Source organism: Thermomonas sp. (assembly GCF_025993755.1).
GTDB lineage: Bacteria > Pseudomonadota > Gammaproteobacteria > Xanthomonadales > Xanthomonadaceae > Thermomonas.
In genome coordinates this window covers 1-24,154 of record NZ_JAMQHN010000091.1, presented here as the reverse complement: position 1 = coordinate 24,154, position 24,154 = coordinate 1, and the positions used below count along the sequence as shown (strand labels likewise).

The window sequence follows — 24,154 nt, the reverse complement described above, 5'->3', positions numbered from 1 at the left end:
GCACGATGCGCAGCGGGGGATAGTCCATCTTTGGCGCGCGTGCCTTGTTGGGAATTGCCAGCCAGACCTCGAACGGCGACTGTGTGGTGAGTTCATGTAGGCGCAGTGCCGACAGCAGGCAGACGATGGCTTGCGGGTGCTTGCGTGCCACCTCGGAGAGTGCGCCGTGTTCCGAGACGGCCCGGTCCGGAATTGCGTACAGGCCCCGTCCCACGCGCTGGAGCAGCCCTTGCCGCACCAGCCGCGTGAGGGCGATCGTGGGCAGCCCACGCTCATTGAGATCGCGTGGGCGAATAAGGCCGCGCTGGGCGGCAAGATCCAGAATGCTCTGGTGCGAACTGTCCATGTCGTCATAATGTTGCGAAACGTCGGTAGCTGTCAAGAACTACCGACAAAACACAACGGCCATGGTTTCCTTTGCCTGCCGATGCCGCAATCCAACCGTTTGATTCGTCAGCACGTAACCCATTGATCTGTATAGGTCCACGTTGCGGCCTCTGCGGACTTCGGCCCTTAGCCGGCGAGCGAGGCTGGAGAGAAGAATGGCCAGGAGAGAGCGAAATGGGGCCGAGATGGGCGAGACGACCGGAGGAAGGAAGTCCGCAGGAATCCGCAGGAGTCCCCGCGAACACGCGGGAGCGCGCAAGAAAAAAGGCCAACAGCGAACTGTTGACCTTTGTGTATTGGTGGAGGTGGGCGGAGTCGAACCGCCGTCCGAAGGCACTCCATGCCCGGCACTACATGCTTAGCCCGGTGTTTGGTCTCGGATGCCGGCAACACACCGTGCGAAGCACGCCGTAATCCACACCCGCTGCGTTTCGGAGCCGGTTGGCGGGTCGCCGCCGGAACCTATCCCGTGATCATGACCCTACATCCACGAGCACGGGCACAAGTGGGTTCGGGGCTAGGCCTTAAGCGGCCAGAGCGTAGTTGTCGTCGTTGGCAACTATGAGTTTGCCGCTGGATTTACGAGGAAAGCTGCCCCCTCGGCATGCGCCGTGCGATTTCGCAACCCCCGTCGAAGCCAGTGCACCCCCGGTGGGAATCTTGTCGTCGCCGACAACCCCAGTATAGGGGTGGCGGCGACTTCCACAAGTGGCGAAACCGGCGCGGTTCAGGAACGCAGCGGCAGCAGGCGGATCTCGACGCGCCGGTTCATCGCCCGGCCGGCTTCGGTGGCGTTGTCGGCGATCGGGAAGCGCTTGCCCATGCCCACGGTCTCGATGCGCGCCGGCTGGACGCCCTGGGCGACGAGGTAGCTGGCGACCGACTGCGCGCGCTGTTCGGAAATACGCTGGTTGACGGCGTCGCTGCCGATGCTGTCGGTGTGGCCGCTGACCTCGACGATGGTCTGGTTGTACTCGCGCAGGGTGCCGGCAATCTTGCTCAGTGCGGGGTAGAACTGCGGTTTGACCTCGGTGCGGTTGAAGTCGAAGGTGACGCCATCGGGCAGGTTGAGGGTGATGACGTCGCCCTGGCGGCTGACGTTGACGCCGGTGCCGGCGGTTTCGCGGCGCAGTTCGGCTTCCTGCCGGTCCTGGTAGTTGCCGATGGCGGCTCCGGCCAGTGCGCCGATGCCGGCTCCGACCATCGCGTGCTGGCGGCGCTCGACCGCGCTGTCGCCGCTGAGCAGGCCGGCGGCGGTGCCCACGACGGCGCCGATCAGGGCGCCGCGGCGGGCGCGCTGGTTCGTTTCGTTGCCCTGGCTGTCATAGGTCGCACAGCCGGCGAGGAATGCGGCAAGACAGGTTCCGATGGCAATGGATTTCAGCGGCGCAATGTTCATGCGGTCTCCACGTGAATTCGAGAATCGAAGCTTGAGGCTAGTCGGACACGTGTGGCTGGAAGATGAACACAGGGCCTCGAGGTCCTGCGCAAGGCGGGCCCTTGGCGGCGGAATCGCCCTTGTCGCCAATGCGCCCGCCGTGCGGCACGGCGGCGCGCGTACGCTCAAGGATCCGACTGCTGCAGCAGCTCGAGCGCCGCATCGGCGTCCAGTTCGCGGTCCCAGGGGGCCATCATGGCCAGATAAAGCAGTTTGTCGAATTCCTCGCCAAACCTGCGCGCGACGGCGTCGGGATCGGGAATCAGCTTGGCGTCGCTGATCAGGCCGAAGTGCACCTGGCCCTGGTAGCTGAGGATCGACAGGCCCAGTCCGATCGATCCCGTCTGCGGCACCCAGAACATGATTTCGCGCAGGGTGCTGCCGGCCATGTACAGCGGCTGCTGCGGGCCGGGCACATTGGTCGCCACCGCGCTGGCCTTGCGACTGAACAACTCCAGCGCGATTTCCTGGATCGGCTGCGGGGCGATCCCGAGCGCGGCCAGCAGGCCATAGGCGACGATCGCCTGCCGCGATCCCTTGAGGCTGCACATGCAGTCGGCGACGCGTTCCAGACGGCGCAGCGGATTGTCCTCGCCCACCGGCAGTTCGAGGAACACCAGGCCAAAGTGGTTGCCGAGTTTCTTCGCGTGTTCGAGCGGCCGCAGGTTGACCGGCACGGTGGCGCGCAGTGTCAGGCCGTCCGGATCGTCGCCGCGCTCGATCATGTAGCCGCGCAGCGCGCCGGCCGCCGCGGCCATCAGCACGTCGTTGACCGTGCAGCCGCAGGCACGGCCTACCGCTTTGACTTCTTCCAGCGCCAGCGGAGTGGCCCAGGCCACGCGCTTGCTCACGCCAAGCTGCCCGCGCAGCAGCGAGGGCGGGTCGTCCGCCAGCGACAGCGCGTGCACCAGTTCCAGCGCGATATCGGAACCTTCCTTGGCCAGCAGGGTCGCCAGCGAGGGGTCCTGCACCATCGCCATGCCCTGCTCCAGCGCCTTGCCGCCAAGCTTCATGTAGCGCTCCATCGCGCCCACCCGGCGCGCCACCGGCGCGGCCTGTTCCTTGAGCCAGCTCTTGTCGAGCCGCGACGCGGAGGAGGCTTCGCGACTGGTGTCGGTAAGCGAGAGCAGCACCTGCACCAGCGCGATGCCGTCGGCATAGCAGTGGTGAATGCGCGCCACGACGGCCGAGCCTCCCTGGTAGTTTTCGATCAGGTGGAACTGCCACAGCGGCTTGCTCGGATCCAGCGGGCTGGACGCGAGCTGGCTGACGAAACGTTCCAGCGCGCGCTTTTCCGATGCCTTTCCCGGTTTGCCCGGAAGCCCGGACAGGCGCACGTGCCAATCGAGGTCGAAGTCCGCGTCCTCGACCCACTGCGCGCCGGTCGCGCCTTCGACCGGCTTCTGGCGAAAGCGCGCATAGGCCAGGAAACGCCGTTCGATCACCTTTTTCAGGCGCGCCAGCGTCATCGGCTCGGCGAACATCAGCACGCCGGTGATCATCATCGGGTTGGTCGGTCGCTCCATCCGCAGCCACGCGGTATCGACGCGCGACATCGGTTCACGCCGCGGCCGGCGCCCCTGCGGCGGCTCGACGGAGCGCTTCAAACGCGGCTTCGACGTACTCATCCCTGTTCTCCCGGTACTGTCGCTGAGTGAATCACGCCGCATTGCGGGCGGTCAACGAGGAAAGGGCGACGAAGAGCGCGATTGACGGAATGTCCCGGCTGGCAGTGCGAAAGATTTTGACGCGGATCACGCGGATGACACGGATCCAGCGAAATCTTCACAGAGTCCGGGCTGACATGCATGGACGCGCCCAGAACGGACATTTCACTGAATGCGCGTGCCTGCTTCCAAGCATTGCCTTATCCGCTTTTTCCGCGTCAATCCGCGTCAAGAAATCTTTCCGCCTAGGTACGTCAATCCGTGTCAAAAGATCTGTGCGCCAAACCGCCGCTACTCCCCGCCGACATACTCGCGCGGGATGCGGTCGTTGAGCCGGGTCAGGATTTCGTAGCCGATGGTGTCGGCCTGTGCGGCCAGGTCCTCGACGCGGATGGTTTCGCCGTTCTGTCTGCCGATCAGCACCACCTCGTCGCCGTTGTAGGCGGTGCCGTCCGGCCCGAGATCGACCATGAACTGGTCCATGCACACGCGACCGACGATCGGCAGGCGGCGGCCGCGGATCAGCACCTGCCCGCGGTTGGACAGCGCGCGGGGATAGCCGTCGCCATAGCCGAGCGGGATGGTGACGATGCGGGTGTCGGCCGACGGCGCCCAGGTTGCGCCGTAGCTGACCGGTCGGCCGACGTGGACGACCTTGAAATACACCACCTGCGAGCGCAGTTCCAGCGCCGGGCGGACGTCGATCGTGCGCCGCGAGCGCGGATCGGGCAGCACGCCGTAGAGCGCGATCCCGGGGCGCACCATGTCCAGCCAGGTGTCCGGGTAATGCAGGATGCCGCCGGAATTGGCCAGATGGCGAATCGGCATGCGCGCGCCGAGACGGGTGAAATGCCCGCAGGCGTCGTGGAAACGCGCAAGCTGCAGCGCGGTCATCGGGTCGTCGGGATCGTCGGCGCAGGCCAGGTGCGAATAGATGCCCTCGACCGTGCACCAGCGCGAAGCCACGGACGCTTCGATGAACGGGCCGCAGGTCTCGCTGTGCACGCCGATGCGCTCCATCCCGGTGTCGATCTTCAGGTGGATCGCGGCCTTGCGGCCCAGCGTCTGCGCGGCGGCTTCGACCTTTCGCAGCTTGTCGATCGAGGAGACGGTCAGCTCGAGGTCGTGTTCGATCAGCAACCCGGCCTGGCGCCCGAGGATGCCGCCCAGCACGAGGATAGGCAGGTGGATGCCGGCGCGCCGCAGGGCGATGCCTTCCTCGACGAAGGCCACGCCGAACCGTTCGGCGCCCTGCGCCTGCAGGTGGCGCGCCACCGGGACCAGCCCGTGTCCGTAGGCGTTGGCCTTCAGGATGGCCATCACCGGCACGCCGACGTGGCTGCGGATCGCCCGCAGGTTGCCGGACAGCGCGTCGAGATCGACCACGATCCGCGTCGGCCGCTGGCTGAAGGATTCGCTCATGGCCGGCTATTCGACCACGCGCACGGCAACAGTGCCAGCGTCACTCGCCCTCGAAGCTGCCGGCGCTGTCGTAGGCGAGGTTGTCGAAGCGCGTGTACTCGCCGAAGAACTTGAGCTTGAAGCTGTCGGTGGGGCCATTGCGCTGCTTGCCGATGATGATCTCGGCCAGGCCCTTGTCCGGCGAATTTTCCTTGTGGTAGTAGTCGTCGCGGTAGATGAACACGATCATGTCGGCGTCCTGCTCGATCGCGCCGGATTCACGCAGGTCGGCCATCACCGGGCGCTTGTCGGTACGCGATTCCAGCGAGCGGTTGAGCTGCGACAGCGCGAGCACCGGTACCTTCAGTTCCTTGGCCAGCGCCTTGAGCGAGCGGCTGATCGCGGAAATCTCGGTGGCGCGGTTCTCGCTGTTGCCGGGCACCTGCATCAGCTGCAGGTAGTCGATCACGATCAGACCGAGGTCGTGCTCGCGCCGGAGCCTGCGCGCCTTGGCGCGCAGCACGTCGGGCGACAGCGCCGGGGTGTCGTCGATGAAGATCCTGGCGCCGCTGAGCAGGGAGATCGCACCGTTCACCCGCCCCCAGTCCTCGTCCTCGAGATCGCCGACCCGCAGCCGGGTGGCATTGACCCGACCCAGCGACGAGATCAGGCGCAGGGCGAGCTGCGAGGACGACATTTCCATCGAGAACACCGCCACTGCCTTCTTCGACTTGAGCGCGCCGTATTCGGCGATGTTCAGCGCGAAGGTGGTCTTGCCCATCGCCGGCCGCGCCGCCAGCACGATCAGGTCGGTGGGCTGCAGGCCTGCGGTCATCCGGTCGAACTCGGCGTAGCCGGTGGGCAGGCCGGTGATGCCGCCACCGCTCTCGGCGCGCTGTTGCAGAACATCGAAGGCCTCGCTCAGCGCCTTGTTGACCGGAACGAAATCCTGGCGCCCGTGGGCGTGGCTCTCGGCGATCGCGAACACTTCCTGCTCGGCCTTGGCCAGCAGTTCGGCCGAATCGCGCCCCTCGGGCTGGAAACCGTCGTTGACGATCGTGGTGCCGACTTCGATCAGGCGCCGCTGGACCGCCTTGTCGCGCACGGTCTCGGCATAGGCCTGGATGTTGGCGGCACCGGGGATGTTGGCCGCCAGATCGAACAGGTAGCCGGGGTCGAGCCCTTCGCCGAGCAGGCCCTTGGCGTCCAGCCACTCGCGCACGGTGAGCATGTCGCAAGGGCGGTTCTTTTCGGTCAGCTCACGAATCGCGCGGTAGATCAGGCGATGGTCGCGCCGATAGAAGTCCTCCTCGACCAGCCGGTCGGCGACTCGGTCGAAGGCACCCGCGTCCAGCAGCAACCCGCCCAGCACCGCCTGTTCGGACTCGATCGACTGCGGCGGCACCCGCAGCTGCTCGACCCTCGCATCGCTGCGCGAGCTGAAGCTGACGTCACGCCTTGCACCCGAGCCTGCGGTCATTGGGGGTTCCTGTCTCCTGAAGGGCCGTCACGCCGAACCGGCGAGCCCAACGGCGTCCTTGTCCTGCATCGTAGGGGCTGGTGCCCCGAGGGTGTTGCAGACAAGTCATGGGACATCTTGTGGACAACTTGTCGCACGGATTGAGATTGGGAAGCGGAAGACGGCCAGCAGGCGCGCAATGAAAACGGGCGCCCGAGGGCGCCCGTCGTTCATCCCGCGGCAGCCAGGGCTCAGGCCGCTTCGGGAACCACCACGACCTTGACCGCTGTCTGCACGTCGGCATGTAGGTGCAGGTGCACTTCGAACTCGCCGACGTGACGCAGCGGGCCTTCGCCCATCGTCACTTCCGACTTGTGCACATCGACGCCGTACTGCTTCTCCAGCGCTTCGGCGATCTCGCGCGGGCCGACCGAGCCGTACAGCTTGCCTTCGGTCGAAGCGTTGGCGGCGATGGTGACGCTGGCGTCGGTCAGCTTGGCCAGACGCGCGTTCGCGGCATCCAGCGTGGCCTGCGCCTTGGCCTCGTACTCGGCGCGGCGCTGTTCGAACTCGGCGAGGTTGGCGGCCGTGGCCGGCACCGCCTTGCCCTGCGGCACGAGGTAGTTGCGGCCGTAGCCGGGCTTGACGGTGACCTTGTCACCCAGGCCGCCGAGGTTGGTGACTTTCTGCAGGAGGATCAGTTCCATGGGTTTGCTCCGTGATTCGTTAGCGCCGCCAGGCGACGCAACGGTTGCTGTCCGAATGGACGGGATTGACCGAACGACGCACAGCCGGCGAAGGCGTGGCCAGGATCGGGAGGGCGCGCGCGCCGCAGTTGACTGACGTCAATGCGGATGCGCGCGTCCGACCTGCGACAACGCCACGCCGGGCAGGCGAAGCGTCAGACGTTGTGGTTGTCGGTGTAGGGCAGCAGCGCCAGGAAGCGCGCACGCTTGACGGCCGTCTGCAGCTGCCTCTGGTAGCGCGACTTGGTGCCGGTGATGCGGCTGGGCACGATCTTGCCGGTTTCGGTGATGTACTGGCGCAGGGTGTTGAGATCCTTGTAATCGATCTCGGTGACGCCCTCGGCGGTGAAACGGCAGTACTTGCGGCGGCGGAAGAATTTGGACATGGTCAGGCTCCTCAGGCGGCTTCGGCGGTGTCGTCGGCGTCGGTCGCGCCATCCTCGTCGCGATTGCGACGCTCGCTGCGCTCGCCGCGATCGCCCTTCTCGTCCTTGCTCTTCATGATCGCGGACTGCTCGGTGACGGCATCGTCGCGGCGCATCACCAGATGGCGCAGGATCGCATCGTTGAAGCGGAAGCCTTCAACCAGCTCGTCCAGCGCGGCCTGGCTGGCCTCGATGTTCAGCAGCACGTAGTGGGCCTTGACCAGGTTCTGGATCGGATAGGCGAGCTGGCGACGGCCCCAGTCCTCGAGGCGATGGATCTTGCCTTCGGCCGCTTCGATCATGCCCTTGTAGCGCTCGATCATGGCCGGAACCTGCTCGCTCCGGTCCGGATGGACCAGGAACACGACTTCGTAATGACGCATGGTGTTTTCCTTGTGGATGGTGGCAAGCGACATCGCCTGGCGGTCAGCCCTCGGCCACCGCCGTTTCCGTTTTCCGGAAGACGCGGCGCGTTCGGGCAAGGTCTCCCGCGTGCGGGAGCCGCCCATTATGGGAAATCAAGGCCTTGCGCGCAAGTTGCGGCGTTTCCGCAGCCTGGGGAACGGCCTGGCGCGCGCGCGGATCGCGCTAGAATGCGAGGTTCCAGCACGCTGCAGCACAGGAAACACGATGACGACGATGTCGGTAGCCCAACTCCTTGCCGGGCACGCACCCGAAGGCGGGGAAGTGAGCGTTCGCGGATGGGTCCGCACCCGCCGCGACTCCAAGGCCGGGCTGAGTTTCGTCAACGTCAGCGACGGTTCCTGCTTCGCGCCGATCCAGGTGGTGGTGCCGGACACGCTGGCCAACTACGAATCCGAGGTGAAGCGCCTGACCACCGGCTGCGCGGTGATTGCCACCGGCACGCTGGTGAAATCGCAGGGTCAGGGCCAGAGCTTTGAGGTGCAGGCCGCCGCGATCGAGGTCGTCGGCTGGGTGGAAGACCCGTTGACCTACCCGATGCAGCCCAAGCAGCACTCGCTGGAATACCTGCGCGAGTTTGCCCACCTGCGCCCGCGCACCAATTTGTTCGGCGCGGTGACGCGCATCCGCCATTGCCTGGCGCAGGCGGTGCACCGCTTCTATCACGAGCGTGGGTTCTACTGGATCAGCACGCCCATCATCACCACCAGTGATGCTGAAGGCGCGGGCCAGATGTTCCGCGTGTCCACGCTGGACATGGCCAACCTGCCGCGTGACGGCAAGGGCGAGGTGGATTTCTCGCGCGACTTCTTCGGCAAGGAAACCTTCCTCACCGTGTCCGGCCAGCTCAACGTCGAGGCGTTCTGCCTCGCCCTGAGCAAGGTCTATACCTTCGGCCCGGCCTTCCGCGCCGAGAACAGCAACACCACCCGCCACCTGGCCGAGTTCTGGATGATCGAGCCGGAGATCGCCTTCGCCGACCTGAACGACGATGCGGATCTTGCCGAGGACTTCCTCAAGTACCTGTTCAAGGCGGTGCTGGACGAGCGCTCTGATGACATGGCCTTCATCGCCGAGCGCGTGCAGAAGGACGCGATCACCCGCCTGGAAGGCTTCATCAACGCGCCCTTCGAGCGGATCGACTACACCGACGCGATCACGTTGCTGCAGAAGTCCGGCAAGAAGTTCGACTTCCCGGTCGAATGGGGGCTGGATCTGCAGACCGAGCACGAGCGCTGGCTGACCGAGGAGCACGTCGGCCACCCGGTGGTGGTGATGAACTACCCCGAGCAGATCAAGTCCTTCTACATGCGCATCAACGACGACGGCAAGACCGTGGCGGCGATGGATGTGCTGGCGCCGGGCATCGGCGAGATCATCGGCGGCAGCCAGCGCGAGGAGCGCCTCGACGTGTTCGACGCGCGGATGGCGCAGTTCGGCCTCGACCCGGCGCACTACGGCTGGTACCGCGACCTGCGCCGCTACGGCACGGTGCCGCACGCCGGCTTCGGGCTGGGCTTCGAACGGCTGGTGGTCTATGTCTGCGGGCTGGCCAACATCCGCGACGCGATCGCCTATCCGCGCGCGCCGGGCAGCGCCGAGTTCTGATCGGCGCATCGTGGACACCGACCTCATCCTGTTCCTCGCGCTGCTGGCGTTCGCCCTGTCCATCGCCGGGGCAACGGCCTTCGTGATCTTCTGGCCGCTGACGCTGGTCCACATCCGCGATCGCCACGGCCAGCTCAAGGCCCAGCTGGGTCCCGGCGCGTTCCTGCGTCCGGCCGTCCTGCTGTGGCTCCTGCGCGGAGGCTATCGCGCCACGCCCGACCCAACGCTTTCCGCCCTGGCCACGCCGGCGCGGATTTCGGCCGTGGTGATCCTCGTCGGCCTGGCGCTGGGCGGCGTGCTGTGGGTCGTCGGCAAGGCGATGGGGTGACCGGAGGCCGGCGAACGCGGGGCTGGGGAATGGCAAACCGTTTCAGCCACCGCCCGGTGGCGGCACGCCGTCGGTCGAGGACGGCGCCGGGGGCACCGACCGCACGCTGCCATTGTCTTCCTGCAATTCCGGCTTGAACGGGATATCCGGGGCCGGCCTGCCGGTGGCGGGCTGCTCATTGACGTCCGGGTTGAACGGCATGCAGCCGCCACCCAACTGCAGCAGCGAGACCACGCACTTCAAACTCATGCGGGTGCCGGGAATGGGGATCGACAGTTCCTTGACCCCACGCCGCACCCATTCCTGCAGCAGGGTTCCCTCCGGGATCCAGTATTGGTCGAAGCGGGTGCCGCGGTATTCCAGGCCCGGGCGCTTGAGCCAGGTGCCGGAACGGTCGAGATCGACGTGGGAATTGGCCGACCACTGGTCGGGCAGGCGGACCCGGCCGTCGTTGTTGAACAGATCGCCCGAGCCGCGCCCGCCGTCGCCATTGCCGCTGCCGCGATTCCCCTGCCCGCCGCGGCCATCGTTGCCGTTTCCGCGCCCGGTGCCCGGCGCATTGCGGCTGGAGGCACCCCAGTCGTCGCTGCGGGCCGCCCCCGGCCAGCCACCGGCCGCCGGTCGTGCGCCGGGACCGGCGCCGGGACCGGTCGCCGAAGCGCCACGTCCGCCCTGGGTTCCGGGCGCCGCGCCGTGGCCGGTTCCGCCCTGCGCCTGTCCGCTGCCGCCGGGACTGCTGGCATCGCCACCAGCGCCGCGTGCTGCGGAATTCCCGAGCGCGGCGGCACCGTTGCCGCTGGCGGTGCTGCTGCCACCCGGCCCCGTGCCGGAGGGAATCTCGCGAATCTGGCCGGCAAGCGCAGGCACCTGCAGCTGCGCCTGACCGGTTGCGGAAGACGGCAGCGCGCGCTCGCGGGCCAGCTGGGTGGATGGCGGCGCGAGCACCTCGATCTCGCGCACGGTTTCCCGCAGTTCCTGCGGCCGCAGCTGCGGCTGTACCTGCCGCACTTCCATCTGCCGTACCTGCTGGGCCTGCAAGGTGGTGATCGCCTCGACCTGCGCCTGCAGCTGCACTTCGCGCGGGGTCTGCTGCGGGACGGGCACGCTCAGCTCGCGCGGGGGCGGCAGCCGGAACGCGTCCGGCTGGGGCTGGGGCACCTGGCTGACCTGCAGCGGCTGGGCCGGGACGGCTTCCAGCGTCGGCGCCACCTCCGACAGCAGCGGCGCCTGCGAGGCGGCCATCGCGGGCGGCGTCGGCACCGGAACGGTGTTTAATTCAGGCCGGGCGCTGGACGCCGCCGCGCTGGCGGCCGCCGCGACCGGATTGGGCGAAGGTTTGCCGGAGGCCGCAGCCGATGCCGCCGCGGGCGCGGCCTGCGCACCCTCCGTGGCGAGCGCGCCGCCGCCTTCCTGGACATTGCCGCGGCCGATGAACTCCACCTGCACCGCGTCGCTGCCGCCGCCTGCCTCATCCTCGGTTTCGGGCACGGCGAACAGCTGCAGGTACATCAGCCACAGCAGCAGCGCCGCGAGAATCAGGTGCAGCAGGATGTCGGCGGTGGTCGCGCCGATCCGCAGCGGGCGATCGTCGCGCGGGTCGTCGGGCCGGCTGAGCCGCAGCAATTGGAAGAACGGACGCACCTTGCCGCGCAGCCCCTTGGGCTGTTCCAAGGGCCGCGCGTCGAGCGCCGCCACCCAATCCCGCGAATCCGGCCGCGGCGGCGCGCCTTCGGCCGGACGCAGCGCATCCAGCCAGGTTTGCCAGCCGGGCGGATAGCCAACGCCTTCCTCGGGACTCTTTCCGGTCTTGAGCAGCCGCCTCTGATTGAGCGCGGCGATGAGATCGGAGGCCTTCGTCACGCGCGCTCGCTTCCGTCAGGACTTGCTGTAGGGAGAGGCGTCCGTGGAAGCAGATTTGCTTCCGCGGGCGGCATAGGGATTGGCGCCGCTGTCGTGATCGGTCACGTCAACGACCTTGGTGATCCCGGGAACGCGCATCAGCAGGGTCTTCTCGACGCCCTGCTTGAGGGTGATGTCGACCATGCTGCAGCCGTGGCAGCCACCGCCGAAATTGAGCCTGACCACGCCTTCGGCATCGACTCCGGACAGATTCACGTTGCCCTTGTGCATGGCCAGCTGCGGATTGATCTCGTTGTCGATGATCCACTGCACGCGATCGGCCAGCGGCGCGTCCGCGCCCGGCACCACGCCCTTGATCCGCGGCGCGCGGATCTGCAGCTGGCCGCCGGTCGGGTTGGTCTCGTAATCGATCTGCGCGCCTTCCAGCCAGGGCACGCTGGGGGCATCGAGCCAGAGGCTGAAACCGGCGCAATCGACCACCCACTCATCCCCGTTGAGCTCGTCGGGCTCGGCAAACTCCAGCCGCACGTCGGCGCGCTGGGTTCCGGGGTTGATCGCAGACAGCCGCACGCCGAGCCCGGGGATCGCCTCGCGCTCGATCAGCTTGCGGAAATGCGACTGCGCTGCATCGGAAATCTGGATCAACCGCAACCTCCATCCTGACGATGTTGCCTCAGGCCCGAGCACCGCGCCATCGACATTCCGCCTTCGAGGGCTATTCTAGCGACAGCCCGGCCGCCACGCGCGACCGGCTGCTGACCGACATGCCGCTGCTCAGGAGTCTCCCATGGCCGACCGCATCCCGCTTGACCAGGCCCGCTGCATCCCGCGTCGCGGCCACGAGCACCGACTGGGCGAAGCGCGGGTGCGCGAACTGCTGGCGCAGGTGGACGGCTGGGAACTGGCCGAAGACGGCCACGCGATCACCAAGACCTTCCGCTTTCCCGACTACTACCACACGATTTCGTTCGTGAACGCGCTGGCCCACGAAGCCAACCGCGAGGACCATCACCCCGATCTGTCGGTGCATTACGACCGCTGCATGGTGCGCTGGTCCACCCACGACTGCGACGGACTGTCGGAAAACGATTTCATCTGCGCCGCCAAGGCCGACCGCCTGGCCTGAGTCGGCCGGGCCCGGAAACCCTACTTCACCTGCTCGCCATAGGTCTTGCGCGCCTGCTGGTACAGGTCGAATGGGAACTTGATCGGCACGCCTTCCAGCGCGGCAGCCAGCATTTCCAGATGGCCCTCGAAGCCGGCGCACGCCTTGGCCGGGTCTTCACCCTCGGGCAGCCGCACCGTCAGTTCCAGTCGCGTGCCGTCACCGTCCGGGTGCAGTTCCCAGCGCAGCGGGCGCTGCGGCTGGCCGGGACTGCTCCACGAATATTCCAGCAGCCGCTCCGGCGCAAACGCCGTCACGCGGCTGTCGATGACGATGCCGCTGTCGGCGAAGTCAATCCGCACCGCGCCACCCTCGCTCGCTTCGATGCGCCCCGGCGCCAGCCACTGCGCCAGCGCCATCGGTTCGGTCAGCATTGCCCACACCGCCGCAGCCGGATGCTCCAGCCTGCGCTCAAGCCGTCCTTCGAAACCGGCATCGGTCCGCGCGATGCGGCCGGGCGTCCATCCATCGTCACTCATGGGAGTTCCCTGTCCTGATTGCGATGCGGGAAGTCTGGCAGCAACCGGCACGCGCCGCATTGACGGTGGTCAGCCATTCCCGGATCCGGCGCCGTCCAGAAGACGATGGCCGGTCACGTCCGGCACCGCCGGGTTGCCGCGGCCGCTGAAGCGAAGTCAAGGAGGAGATGGCGGCAGCAGGCCGCCATCGGGGGACATGAGCGCAAGCGGCCGAGGCAACCCGACGGCGCGCTGCAACGACACGATCTTCCAGTTGCGATGTCGAGGACAGACGATCGTCGGACCGATCACAAGGCGTTCAACACGGAAACGAGGTCCGGCGCCAGCGGCGCGTTGAGCAGGTAGGGCGTGCGGCCGTCGTCCAGCGCGAATTCCATGGAGGATGCATGCAGGAACAGCCGCCGCAGCCCGGCCTTCTCGCGCAGCCGGAGGTTCGCGTCGGGATCGCCGTATTTGTCGTCCCCGGCGACCGGATGCCCGAGGTGCCGGGCATGGACGCGGATCTGGTGGGTGCGCCCGGTGGCGATCCGTACTTCGCAATAACTTTGCCCGCCGCGGCGTTCCAGCACCCGGAATTCGCTCAGGGAGGGCTTGCCGGACGGGCTGACCTGGACGTGACGCTCACCGCCCTGGCGCAACCCGACGAGCAACGGCGCCTCCACCCGCAGCATCCCGTCGGGCAGGCGGCCGGTCAGGAGGGCCAGATAGCGCTTGTGGACGCCAGCTCCGTGGTCCTCGCGCAGCAGCCGCTGCAATTCGGTCATGGCCGAACGCTTCTTGGCGAGGATCAGCAGGCCGGAGGTGTCGCGGTCCAGCCGATGCACCAGTTCCAGGCTGTCGCGCGGGCGCAGCGCGCGCAGCCCCTCGATGGCGCCAAAAGCAATCCCGCTGCCGCCGTGGCTGGCCACGCCCGAGGGCTTGTCGATGGCGAGCAGGCGCGCATCCTCGAACACGATCGCCGCTTCGAGCGCAGTCAGGAGGCCTTTAGGAGGCAAACGTCCGTCATTTTGCAGCGATTCGACGCGAACAGGCGGGATTCTGACCTCATCGTCAGCTTCCAGCCTGCGCTCGGCCTTGGCCCGACCGCCATTGACCCGCACCTGGCCGCTGCGCACCAGCTTGTAGATCAGCCCGCGCGGCGCACCTTTGAGCTGGCCCAGCAGGAAGTTGTCCAGGCGCTGGCCGGCGCGGTCGGCGGGCACGCGCACGAGGCGGACGGACGGGGATGGGACTTCGGGCTGTGTCATCGGGTGCTGATCTGGTACACTCGGGGGGCGATGCAAGGGTTTGATTTCGCGGGAAGTGACGGGCGCCGAACGCGCCTTCCGGCCGAAAGCCGGCCTGCCTGACGATCCCCGCCGCAGTGCCGTTGCCACCACCCTCGGGGTGGACATGTTAACGACTGCGCGGCAAACCCGCCCAGCGCCGGCCCCAGGGTCGTGATCCCAAAGCTGAACAACGCCCCGTGCGACGCGCCCTGCCCGACCGGCGAGGCGGCGGTCGCCGGCCCCGCAACATCACAACAAGGAACAAGCGCTCCCGCGGTTCGCCGTGGTGTGGAAGCGCTGGAAAACTGGAAAGCTGCACGGATCGCGCTCGGCGCGGCCGCGGCTCATGCGGTATCCAGCAGGCGAAAACGCCCGCGGCGTTCCGCTTCCCGTCTCATCGGCGGGGGGCGCCAAGGAACGCGACAATGAAGCGAATGCTCATCAACGCCACGCAGGCGGAAGAACTGCGGGTGGCCATCGTCGATGGCCAGAGTCTGTACGACATCGACATCGAACAGCCGTCGAAAGACAACAAGAAGTCCAACATCTACAAGGGCCGCATCACCCGGCTCGAACCTTCGCTGGAAGCCGCCTTCGTCGAATACGGCGCGGAACGCCACGGCTTTCTGCCGCTGAAGGAAATCTCCCGCGACTACTTCCAGGCCGGGGTCGACCCGCACAAGGCCGGCCTGAAGGAACTCCTGCGCGAGGGTCAGGAAGTCGTGGTGCAGGTGGACAAGGAAGAGCGCGGCAACAAGGGCGCCGCCCTGACCACGTTCATCTCGCTGGCCGGCCGCTACATGGTGCTGATGCCGAACTCGCCCACCGCCGGCGGCGTCTCGCGCCGGATCGAGGGCGACGACCGCGCCGAGCTGAAGAAGGCGATGGACGCGCTGAGCATCCCCGACGACATGGGTGTGATCATCCGCACCGCCGGCGTCGGCCGCGATGCCGAAGAACTGCAGTGGGACCTCGACTACCTGCTCAGCATCTGGCGCGCAATAGCGGAAGCCGCACTGAGCAAGCCGGCGCCGTTCCTGATCTATCAGGAATCCCGCCTGATCGTGCGCGCCCTGCGCGACTACATGCGCAGCGACATCGGCGAAATCCTGGTCGATACCCCGGAGATGTACGCCGAGGCGCTGGAGTTCGTCGAGCAGGTGATGCCGCACAACAAGCGCAAGCTCAAGCACTACACCGACGACACCCCGCTGTTCAACCGCTTCCAGATCGAATCGCAGATCGAGGGCGCCTACGAGCGCACCGTGCGCCTGCCCTCCGGCGGCGCGCTGGTGATCGACCAGACCGAGGCGCTGACCGCGATCGACGTCAATTCGGCGCGCGCCACCAAGGGCGGCGACATCGAGGAGACCGCGTTCAACACCAACCTCGAAGCCGCCGAAGAAGTCGCGCGCCAGCTGCGCCTGCGCGACCTCGGCGGACTGGTGGTGATCGACTTCATCGACATGTCCTCCGGCAAGCACCAGCGCGACGTCGAGAACAGACTGCAGAACGCGCTGAAGTACGATCGGGCGCGCGTGCAATTGGGCCGGATCAGCCGCTTCGGCCTGATGGAAATGAGCCGCCAGCGCCTGCGCAACAGCCTCGGCGAAGCCAGCCAGATCGTCTGCCCCACCTGCGAAGGCCAGGGCCGGATGCGCAGCGTGGAATCGCTGTCGCTGTCGATCATCCGGGTGGCCGAAGAGCACGCGATGAAGGACAACACCGGGCAGGTGCTGGTGCAGGCCCCGGTGGAAATCGCCAACTTCCTGCTCAATGAAAAGCGCGAAGCGCTGCGCGAGATCGAGCGGCGCCACGACGCGCCGATCGTGATCGTCGCCGACGAGCAGCTGCAGACGCCGCACTACGAAGTGACGCGCATCCGCAGCAACGAGATGGGCGAGGAAACCAGCAGGCCCAGCTACCAGCGCGGCACCCCGCGCAAGCTCAACACCATCGCGCTCACCAAGGGCCAGCTCAACATCCCGGCGCCGGTGGTCACCAAGGTCCATCCGGCCAACCCGGCTCCGCTGCGCGAGCCCAAGCCGATGCCGCAGGACGAGGAACCCCAGGTCGCACCGGCGCAGGCCGTGCAGCATGCGCAGGCAGCCCAGCCCATTCCCGCCAATGGCGGTTTCCTCGGCTGGCTGCGCGGATTGTTCGGCGGCCAGCCCGAGCAGCCGGCCATCGTCGAGGTTCCGGCAAAGACGGACAGGACACCGCGGCGTGAGGAGCACGGCGGGCGCAACGATTCGCGTTCGCGCCGCGATGGCCGCGACAACCGTGGCGAAGGCGGTCGCCAGCAGCAGAAACAATCCCGCCAGAAGCAACAGGGCAACCGGCAGGAACGGCAGCCGGAGCGACAGGATCGCCAGCAGGCCGCGAAGGCGGAACGCGTCGAAAATGCGCCCAGGCCGGAGAAGACCGAAGGGCGTGCGAACAAGCCGCCGCGGCAGGACCGCGCCGAGCGCCAGGCGCGCAAGGACGCAGTTGCCGAGTCCGAACCAGCCATCGCTGCCACCTTGGCACCCGCCGCCGCCGAATCGGCGCCGGCCAGCGTCGCACCCCGGCAGGCCGACGCCACACCTGCCGCCGCGCAAGACGAGGCGGCTGCCGCCAATGCCGTTCAAGTCGCCGCAACGACGGCTACGGAAGACGCGGGTAACGGCGAGGGCAAGCGCCGCCGAGGACGCCGTGGCGGACGTCGGCGCCGTCGCGGTGGCGAGTCGGCCGGCACGGCACAGATCGATGCCAGCGAACACGACGAGTCCCTGGATGCGGTGCTCGACCTGGACGTCACGCAGCCCGAGTTCGAGTTCAGCGACCTGGCATCCCGCGCACCCACGCAGGATGCTGCGGCAACGCCGCCGTCCGTCGAAAAACCGGCCCAGGTCGAATCCGATGCCATGAAGGCCGCATCTGCCGCCCAACCGGCCCGTAGCGAGAACGACAAGCCCGGTCGTGTCGCCAGCAACGCGCCGGCGCAGTCGAACGAGGCAGGCATCGTGGCCGCAGAAACCACGCCAGGCGTGCAGCCGCCGGCTCCGGACGCGACTTCAGCCGCAACCCAGCCGGTGCAGGCGGAGCCCGTTGTCGAGACGGAACCCGCCACGGCCGTGGCACCAGCGCAGAGTCCTGCCGAGGCCGCCACACCGGCACCCGCCGCGCCCGCGCCCGAGACCCCGAAGGTTCCGGCCGCAAACGACGCCGCAGCCGCGTTGCCGCTTGCCGCCAGAGCGACGCCGGCCCCGATCAGCCAGAATCCGCTCCTGCAGCCCATCGCCGGAGCAGCCATGGCCGATCTGGCCGCGGCCCGGCTGCGCGCCGAGCGGCTGCGCGTCCTGTTCGAGGCGGCGCGCCAGCAGCCGAACCCGGGTTCCGCGACTGCGGACGCGGCTCAGTCACGGCAGGCCACAAACAACCCGACAGACGTCACGCCACCGCAGGCCGGCTGAGTCTGCAGGAATATCCGCAGGAACAGGCCCCGGCGCGGGCCAAGTCGCCGCAAAGGCGGCTTCAATCCGGAAGCCGCCCTGCCGACGGGTCGCTCGTTGGCGATAGCCCATCCGCATTCGGAATGCGCCGGGTGTTTCCGGCACACGCTCAGTGCATGGACTGCGCCGGATCCACCAGCCCGTACTGGCTGACCAGCCGCGACAGCGCAATGGCATCGCGCACGCCGAGCTTGTCGTACAGATGGGTCTTGTGGGTGTTGACGGTCTTGGCGCTCAGGCTCAGGCGCTTGGCGATCGCTTCCTGCCGAAGTCCCTGATTGAGCATCAGCGCGATTTCCAGCTCGCGCGCAGTCAGGCTGTCGAACGGCGAACCGGCTTCCCCCTGCAATTGCGACAACGCCAATCCCTGGGCGATCGCGCTCGACAGATAGCGCCTTCCGCTGGCGACCTCGCGCACGGCGCGCAGCAGTTCGGCCGCATCGCAGCCCTTGCCAACGTAGCCGCTGGCGCCCGCTTCCAGCAGGCGGCGCGGCATCGGCCCGTCCTCCAGCACCGAAATCGCGATCACCTTCGAACCGTGGTCGCCGCGCACGATGCGTTCGGTCAGCTCCAACCCGCTCAGACCGGGCAGATGCAGGTCGCACAGGACGACGTCCGGCTTGATTCGGCGGATCTCCGGCAGCGCGGCTTCCGCGCTGTCGGCCTCGCCCACGACCTCGATATCGCTTTCCGCTGCGAGGATCATGCGGAAACCGGTGCGTACCAACGCATGATCGTCCACCACGAAGACCCGGATCGGCATCACGTCCCCCTTCTCCGATTTCAATGCCATGGCGACAAGGTAGCGCGCCGCCGCCATCCGGCCAAGCAGACAAATACGCAACGGCAGGTAGGATTATTCCTATCTTTCGACTGTCGCTCCCAACCTCATTCCGGCGCGACGGCGCTGCGCGTGCGTGCCGCCAGCATCCGATCCAGCATCGATTTCAGCGCCAGCGGTCGCAGCGGCTTGAGCAGCAGCGGCAACCCGGCCTCCTGGGCAGCCACACGCACCGTCCCGGTCTGGTCGGCGCTGAGGATCAGGCAGGGGGCCGGCTCGAACGCGCTTGCCAGCCGCGCATGCAGCAGGACACCGTTGTCGCCGGCATCGAGGTGGTAATCGAAGATCCACAGGTCGAAGCCGGCGTCGGCCAATGCGGCGTGGGCGGCCTGCCCATCGATCACGGCCAGCGGCGTGCAGCCCCAGCCTTGCAGCACCGTCGCCAGCGCCGCGCCGACCTCGGGCTCGTTGTCGACGATCAGCACCCGCAGCCCGACCAGGCCGCGCGCAGGCAAACGCAGATGCTGTCCGCCGGCCACCCTCGGAACCGCGATCGCAAAGCAGCTGCCGCAGCCGACCCGGCTGGTCAATGCGATCTCCGACCCAAGCAGGTGCGCGATGCGGCGGGAAATGGCCAACCCAAGGCCGAGCCCCTGCCCGCGCCCCTTGTCGCCACGCCGGAATTCCTCGAAGATCAGCGCCCGCTGCGACGGCGCGATGCCCGGACCGGTGTCGTGGACCTCGATGCGCAGCGTGCCTTGCCGGCGGCGCACGCCGATCAGCAGGCTGCCGCTGGCGGTGTAGCGCACCGCGTTGGCGAGGAAGTTCTGCAGCACCCGACGCAGCAGCTGCGGATCGCTGCGCACCCAGGCGCGGGTCGAAACGAAGCGCAGCCGCAGACCGCGTTCCTGCGCCAGCACCCGGAACTGGGCCGCCAGCGGATCGAGCACTTCGGCCAGCGGAAAATCGCGCGGTTCGGGAACCAGCCCGCCGGCTTCCAGCCGCGACATGTCCAGCAAGGTGCCAAGCAAATCGGTGGTCGAGTCGAGCGCACCGCCAATTTGTTGCGCCAGCGCGCGCTGCGGCTCCCCGGCGTGCTGCTGCAGGGCATCGACCAGCAGATGCGCTGCATGCAGCGGTTGCAGCAGGTCGTGGCCGATCGCGGCGAGGAAGCGGCTTTTGGCGTCGTTGGCGTGCTCGGCCTCGCGCTTGGCCGATTCCAGCATCGCGGTGCGCTCGACGACGCGCTGCTCCAGCGTTTCGTTGACCTGCTTGAGGTCCGTCTCGGCCTGGCGGAAGGCCGTCACGTCGGTGAAGGTGGCGACAAAGCCGCCGCCCGGCATCGGGTTGCCGCGGATTTCGACGATGCTGCCGTCGCGGAACACGCGCTCGGCCAGATGCGGGGTGCCGGCGCGCATATGTGCCAGCCGCCGATCCAGCGCCGAAGCGTCTTGCGCAGGGTCGATTCCGGCTACTTCACGCAGCGCCCAGCGCGAGGCCTCGGCGATCGGCATGCCCACCCGAAGCATGCCCGGCGGATAGCCCAGCAACTCTTCATAGCGACGATTCCATGCCACCAGATGCAGGTCGGCATCGACCACGCTGATGCCTTGGCTCATGTTCTCCAGCGCCGCTTCCAGCAAGCGCTGGTTGAAGCGCAAATCCTGCGAGGCTTCACCGACGATCGCGGCCACCGTCTCGAGGTCCGCGCCCGGCGCATCGCGACGCGCGGCATCCAGCAACAACCGCGCCGAGGCGCTGCCCAGCACCGCCGCCAGTTCATGCTCCAGCCGCGCTTCGATGCGCGGTGCCACCGGCCCGAATTCGGGCGCGCCGCGCAGCAGGGCATCGACGCGCTCGGCCGGCAGGAAGCGCCTCCCCGCGCTGCGCAGCGCCGCCAGGCCGGCTCCGCGCGACTGCTCGCGCCGGGGGCCCTCGCGCAATGACGACAACAGCAGAGTCGTCGCGGTGCCGACGAACAAGCTGACGCCGATCGCGCGGCCCACCCGGCTCCAGCCGGTCAATCCGAACAGCGCATCCGGCGCCAGCCACGCCTGACCAAACGGCCCGCTTTGCAACCAGCCCGGATCGGCCCCGGCGCTGGACGCCAGCAGCGGCACCAGCATCACCCACAGCCAGGCAATGAATCCCGAGACGATCCCGAGACTCGCAGCCAGCGGCGGGGTTTGCGGCCGCCATACCGCGAAGCCCAGCGCCGGGATCAAGGTAGCCAACGCGGAAAACGACACCGTGCCGACATCGGCCAGCGCCTCGCTGCCGCTGATCAGGCGCGCATAGGCCCAGCCCAGCAGCATGATCGCGACGATGCCGCCACGCCGCAGCAGCAGCAGGCTGCGGCGATGGTCGTCGTCGCCACGCCCACCGGCCCAGGCGCTGCGCAGCAGGCCCGGTGCGAACCAGTGGTTGCCGATCATCAGGCTCAGGGTCAACGTGGCCACGATGACCATGCCGGTGGCTGCGCTCAGGCCACCCAGGAACACCAGCAGGCCCATGCCGGTATTGCCCTGCGACAGCGGCAGGGCCAGCGAGAACATGTCGGACGGCACCCGGTCGCCCAGCAGGACCGCGCCGGCGCGCGCCGCCGGCAGCGTCGGCAGCGCGATCAGCAGCAGATACAGCGGGAACTGCCAGCGCGCGGTTCGGACGTCGCGCTCGTCACGACACTCCACCACCGCGACGTGGAACTGGTGCGGCATCACGAACATCGCCATCGCGCCGAGGATCACCAGCGGCACGAAGCCACCCGCCCCCTGCGCCGCCCGCGTCGCAGGCACGCTTGCCAGCTCCGGCAGGTCGCGCAATCCCAGCCAGAGGAAGCCGCCCAGCGCCAGCATCGCGGCGAGCTTGAACAGCGAATCGAAGGCCAGCGCCAGCACCAGCCCGCGGTTGTGCTCGGCGGCGCTGACCCGCCGGGTGCCGAACAGGATCGCGAAGGCGGCCATCGCCAGCGCGACGTACAGCGCACCGTCGCGCCACGGCGGCACCACGACCGCTTCCCCGGCATCGAAGCCGACGGTCGCCGCGGTCAGGCTCAGGGTGATCGCCTGCAACTGCAGGGCGATGTAGGGAATCAGGCCCAGCACCGCCACCAGGGTCACCACGGCGGCCAGCCACGCGTCCTTGCCGAGCCGGGTTGCGATCAGGTCGGCGATCGACGTGGCATTGCTTTCGCGCGCAAGCCGCACCAGCCGCACCATGAAGGCCAGCGCCAGCGTGTAGAACAGGATCGCGCCGATGAAGGTCGGCGGCAGCGGCCAGCCGTAGCGCGCGGCCTGGGTGACGGTGCCGTAGAAGGTCCACGACGTGCAGTGGACAGCCAGCGACAGCGCATAGACGTGCCGCCACTGGCGCGCAAACACGCCGGAATGGCGTTCGGCGTACAGCGCGGTGCCGAACAGCAGCGCCATCCAAGCCAACGCGGCGGCGACCACGACCGGGAGGCTCAGCATCGCGGCATCCCCATCGATTCGGCGCGTTGTGCTTCAGATCCGGACATTGACGGCGAGCATAACGCGACGGCGGGCCGCAGCCCGCCGTCGGTTCGATATTTTCATGCCGCCGAGCTTCGAGCTCAGAAGTTGTATCGCAGCGACACGTACCAGTTGCGCGGCCAACCGAAGTAGGCAGTCTGGATATTGCCGACGCTGGAGAACTCCTGGCCTTCGGTCATGTAGGTCTTGTCGGTCAGGTTGCGAACGCCGGCCCGAACCTGCCAGGCCCCTTGCGGCGAATCCCACACGCCGTACAACCCGACCAGGGTGTAAGCGCTCTGGCGCAGGTTCGGACGATTGTCCACCGAAAGCCAGGTTTCACCGCGATAGGACACGTCGCCGCCAACGCTCAACACCGAACCGTTGCTCAGATCGAAGCCGTGCTGCAATGCGATCCGGCCGGTGAACCCGGGTGAAAACGGCACATGGTCGTGGATGTGCGGATTGTAATCGGGACGGCTTGGATCCAGGCGAAGGTCGTTGAACTCCTTATAGCGCGCATGCATCCAGCTCAACTGCCCGCTCAGGGTGGTGGATTTTCCGAGCAGCGCACTGCCTTCGAACTCGAAGCCGTCGATCGTCATCCGCGCCGCGTTGAGCACCGGAAACGCGAAGTTCGGGACGCCGCCGCTCTGCACGATTTCCGAGACGCGGGCCTGGAAATCGCGGTAGTTGCTGTGGAATGCGGTGAAGTTGCCGATCAGGCGGTGGTCGGACGACTGCAGCTTCAGGCCGACTTCGTAGGTCCAGACGAACTCGGGGTTGAAGATCGGATTGTCGGACTCGGCCTGCGTGTTCGCGCGGCCGTTGAAGCCACCCGACTTGAATCCACGGTTGGCCGAAAAATAAGCCATGGCCTGCTCGCTGAACTTGTACTTCAGGCTGAACGAAGGTGTCAGGGCGCTCCAGCTGTGGCCGACTCCTGGAATCACCGCCTGCGGATTGGCGCTGAAGGCGGCCAGCGGCGGGCCGTAGAACGCGCTGGTAGTGCGATAGTAGGTCTTGCGATCACGCGAATAGCGCAAACCTGCAGATATCGACCAGGCATCGTTGATGCTCCAATCGACGTTGGCGAACAGCGCGGTGCTGGTGGTGCGCAGGTTGTCGTCGATCGTGCGCAGGAAGTCGAACGGCGTCCCGATCCAGCGCAGGAAATCGTCGGCATAGGCTTCCTGATGCGACGGCAGGCGCTCGTTCAGGTAGTAGGCGCCGAAGATCGCCTTGACGTTGTCGCTCTGGTATTGCAGCTGCAGTTCCTGGCTCCACTGGCGCTGGTGGAAGCCGACGAACACGTCGCCCAGTTCGAACTGGGTGGCGTCGATGTCGATGAAGGACGCGCTGTCGAGCTTGCGCCAGGCGGTGATGCTCTTGAGCATCCAGGCGTCGTTGATGTTCCAGTTCATGACCAGGGACACGCCCTTGTGTGTCATGTCCTGGCCCTTGTCCGGGCCAAACGAGGTGCGCGCCCGGTAATTCCAGCGGCCAGTCGGCGCAAGCTGCAGGAGATAGGGCCCCATGCCTGGCCACAAGTCCACCGCGACCAGAGGCGCCGTCGGCCGCCCCAGGGTCAGCGAGGCATCCTGGTCGGTGTAGTCGAAGCTGATGGTCGCGTTGAAAGCCTCGCTCGGCTGGAACGCCAGCTTGGCCCGGATCGCGCGGGTGTCGTCGTCGTTGTAGTGGCGCCCGGTGACGGCATCGCGCACGTAGCCATTG

Annotated in this window: 19 protein-coding genes and 1 other RNA gene; 4 read left to right on the top strand and 16 right to left on the bottom strand. The window is 67.4% G+C overall.

Features of this window, described 5'->3' with window-relative positions:
* From Q0X16_RS06400 to rpsF, 9 genes are all read right to left on the bottom strand, one after another.
* On the bottom strand, window positions 1–346 hold a 346-nt coding region (locus Q0X16_RS06400; protein ID WP_297832150.1), incomplete at its 3' end, for an AbiEi antitoxin N-terminal domain-containing protein.
* Between the two features lie 338 nt (window positions 347–684).
* Window positions 685–1,037, bottom strand: a transfer-messenger RNA (tmRNA) gene (ssrA, locus tag Q0X16_RS06395).
* A gap of 77 nt (window positions 1,038–1,114) precedes the next feature.
* Window positions 1,115–1,786: an OmpA family protein gene (locus Q0X16_RS06390; RefSeq protein WP_297832145.1), complete on the bottom strand. Its 672-nt coding sequence runs from the start codon at window positions 1,784–1,786 to the stop codon at window positions 1,115–1,117.
* A 164-nt stretch (window positions 1,787–1,950) separates the two neighbouring features.
* Complete coding sequence (locus Q0X16_RS06385; RefSeq protein WP_297832142.1) at window positions 1,951–3,453, bottom strand: wax ester/triacylglycerol synthase family O-acyltransferase; 1,503 nt, start codon at window positions 3,451–3,453, stop codon at window positions 1,951–1,953.
* A gap of 330 nt (window positions 3,454–3,783) precedes the next feature.
* On the bottom strand, window positions 3,784–4,914 hold the full coding sequence (gene alr / locus Q0X16_RS06380; RefSeq protein ID WP_297832139.1) for an alanine racemase: 1,131 nt from the start codon (window positions 4,912–4,914) through the stop codon (window positions 3,784–3,786).
* A 40-nt stretch (window positions 4,915–4,954) separates the two neighbouring features.
* Window positions 4,955–6,373: a replicative DNA helicase gene (locus tag Q0X16_RS06375; RefSeq protein WP_297832136.1), complete on the bottom strand. Its 1,419-nt coding sequence runs from the start codon at window positions 6,371–6,373 to the stop codon at window positions 4,955–4,957.
* A 230-nt stretch (window positions 6,374–6,603) separates the two neighbouring features.
* Window positions 6,604–7,059, bottom strand: a complete 456-nt coding sequence (gene rplI, locus Q0X16_RS06370; protein ID WP_297832134.1) for a 50S ribosomal protein L9 — start codon at window positions 7,057–7,059, stop codon at window positions 6,604–6,606.
* A 194-nt stretch (window positions 7,060–7,253) separates the two neighbouring features.
* Entirely contained in the window at window positions 7,254–7,484 is a 231-nt protein-coding gene (gene rpsR / locus Q0X16_RS06365; protein WP_297172290.1) for a 30S ribosomal protein S18, read from the bottom strand.
* An 11-nt stretch (window positions 7,485–7,495) separates the two neighbouring features.
* Window positions 7,496–7,906, bottom strand: a complete 411-nt coding sequence (gene rpsF / locus Q0X16_RS06360; protein ID WP_297832158.1) for a 30S ribosomal protein S6 — start codon at window positions 7,904–7,906, stop codon at window positions 7,496–7,498.
* 247 nt (window positions 7,907–8,153) lie between these two features.
* Between rpsF and asnS the strand changes: the two genes are divergently transcribed.
* Both asnS and Q0X16_RS06350 read left to right on the top strand, forming a co-directional pair.
* Window positions 8,154–9,554, top strand: coding sequence for an asparagine--tRNA ligase (asnS, locus tag Q0X16_RS06355; RefSeq protein WP_297832130.1), 1,401 nt, complete (start codon window positions 8,154–8,156; stop codon window positions 9,552–9,554).
* Between the two features lie 10 nt (window positions 9,555–9,564).
* Window positions 9,565–9,882 carry a hypothetical protein gene (locus Q0X16_RS06350; RefSeq protein ID WP_297832128.1) on the top strand — a complete coding sequence of 106 codons (318 nt, stop codon included), beginning with the start codon at window positions 9,565–9,567 and terminating at the stop codon, window positions 9,880–9,882.
* A gap of 42 nt (window positions 9,883–9,924) precedes the next feature.
* On the opposite strand, the gene Q0X16_RS06345 is transcribed toward Q0X16_RS06350, so the two are convergent.
* Together Q0X16_RS06345 and Q0X16_RS06340 are read right to left on the bottom strand one after the other, a co-directional pair.
* Window positions 9,925–11,742, bottom strand: a complete 1,818-nt coding sequence (locus tag Q0X16_RS06345; RefSeq protein ID WP_297832125.1) for a hypothetical protein — start codon at window positions 11,740–11,742, stop codon at window positions 9,925–9,927.
* Between the two features lie 15 nt (window positions 11,743–11,757).
* Window positions 11,758–12,387, bottom strand: a complete 630-nt coding sequence (locus Q0X16_RS06340) for an NfuA family Fe-S biogenesis protein (RefSeq protein WP_297832122.1) — start codon at window positions 12,385–12,387, stop codon at window positions 11,758–11,760.
* Window positions 12,388–12,529: 142 nt separating this feature from the next.
* Between Q0X16_RS06340 and Q0X16_RS06335 the strand changes: the two genes are divergently transcribed.
* The gene (locus Q0X16_RS06335) at window positions 12,530–12,868 is read left to right on the top strand and encodes a 4a-hydroxytetrahydrobiopterin dehydratase (RefSeq protein WP_297832119.1); all 339 of its coding nucleotides are present in this window, start codon (window positions 12,530–12,532) and stop codon (window positions 12,866–12,868) included.
* 20 nt (window positions 12,869–12,888) lie between these two features.
* Here Q0X16_RS06335 and Q0X16_RS06330 read toward each other — a convergent pair whose 3' ends face one another.
* Window positions 12,889–13,386: an SRPBCC family protein gene (locus tag Q0X16_RS06330; RefSeq protein ID WP_297832116.1), complete on the bottom strand. Its 498-nt coding sequence runs from the start codon at window positions 13,384–13,386 to the stop codon at window positions 12,889–12,891.
* Window positions 13,387–13,673: 287 nt separating this feature from the next.
* On the bottom strand, window positions 13,674–14,633 hold the full coding sequence (locus Q0X16_RS06325) for an RluA family pseudouridine synthase (RefSeq protein WP_297832113.1): 960 nt from the start codon (window positions 14,631–14,633) through the stop codon (window positions 13,674–13,676).
* A 455-nt stretch (window positions 14,634–15,088) separates the two neighbouring features.
* Between Q0X16_RS06325 and Q0X16_RS06320 the strand changes: the two genes are divergently transcribed.
* Window positions 15,089–18,109: an Rne/Rng family ribonuclease gene (locus Q0X16_RS06320; protein ID WP_297832155.1), complete on the top strand. Its 3,021-nt coding sequence runs from the start codon at window positions 15,089–15,091 to the stop codon at window positions 18,107–18,109.
* Window positions 18,110–18,257: 148 nt separating this feature from the next.
* Here Q0X16_RS06320 and Q0X16_RS06315 read toward each other — a convergent pair whose 3' ends face one another.
* The 3 genes from Q0X16_RS06315 to Q0X16_RS06305 all read right to left on the bottom strand — a co-directional run.
* Window positions 18,258–18,911, bottom strand: coding sequence for a response regulator (locus Q0X16_RS06315; protein WP_297832153.1), 654 nt, complete (start codon window positions 18,909–18,911; stop codon window positions 18,258–18,260).
* A 125-nt stretch (window positions 18,912–19,036) separates the two neighbouring features.
* Entirely contained in the window at window positions 19,037–22,399 is a 3,363-nt protein-coding gene (locus tag Q0X16_RS06310; protein ID WP_297832110.1) for a PAS-domain containing protein, read from the bottom strand.
* Window positions 22,400–22,521: 122 nt separating this feature from the next.
* Window positions 22,522–24,154, bottom strand: a 1,633-nt coding sequence (locus tag Q0X16_RS06305) for a TonB-dependent receptor (protein WP_297832107.1), incomplete at its 5' end; no start/stop codon positions are given.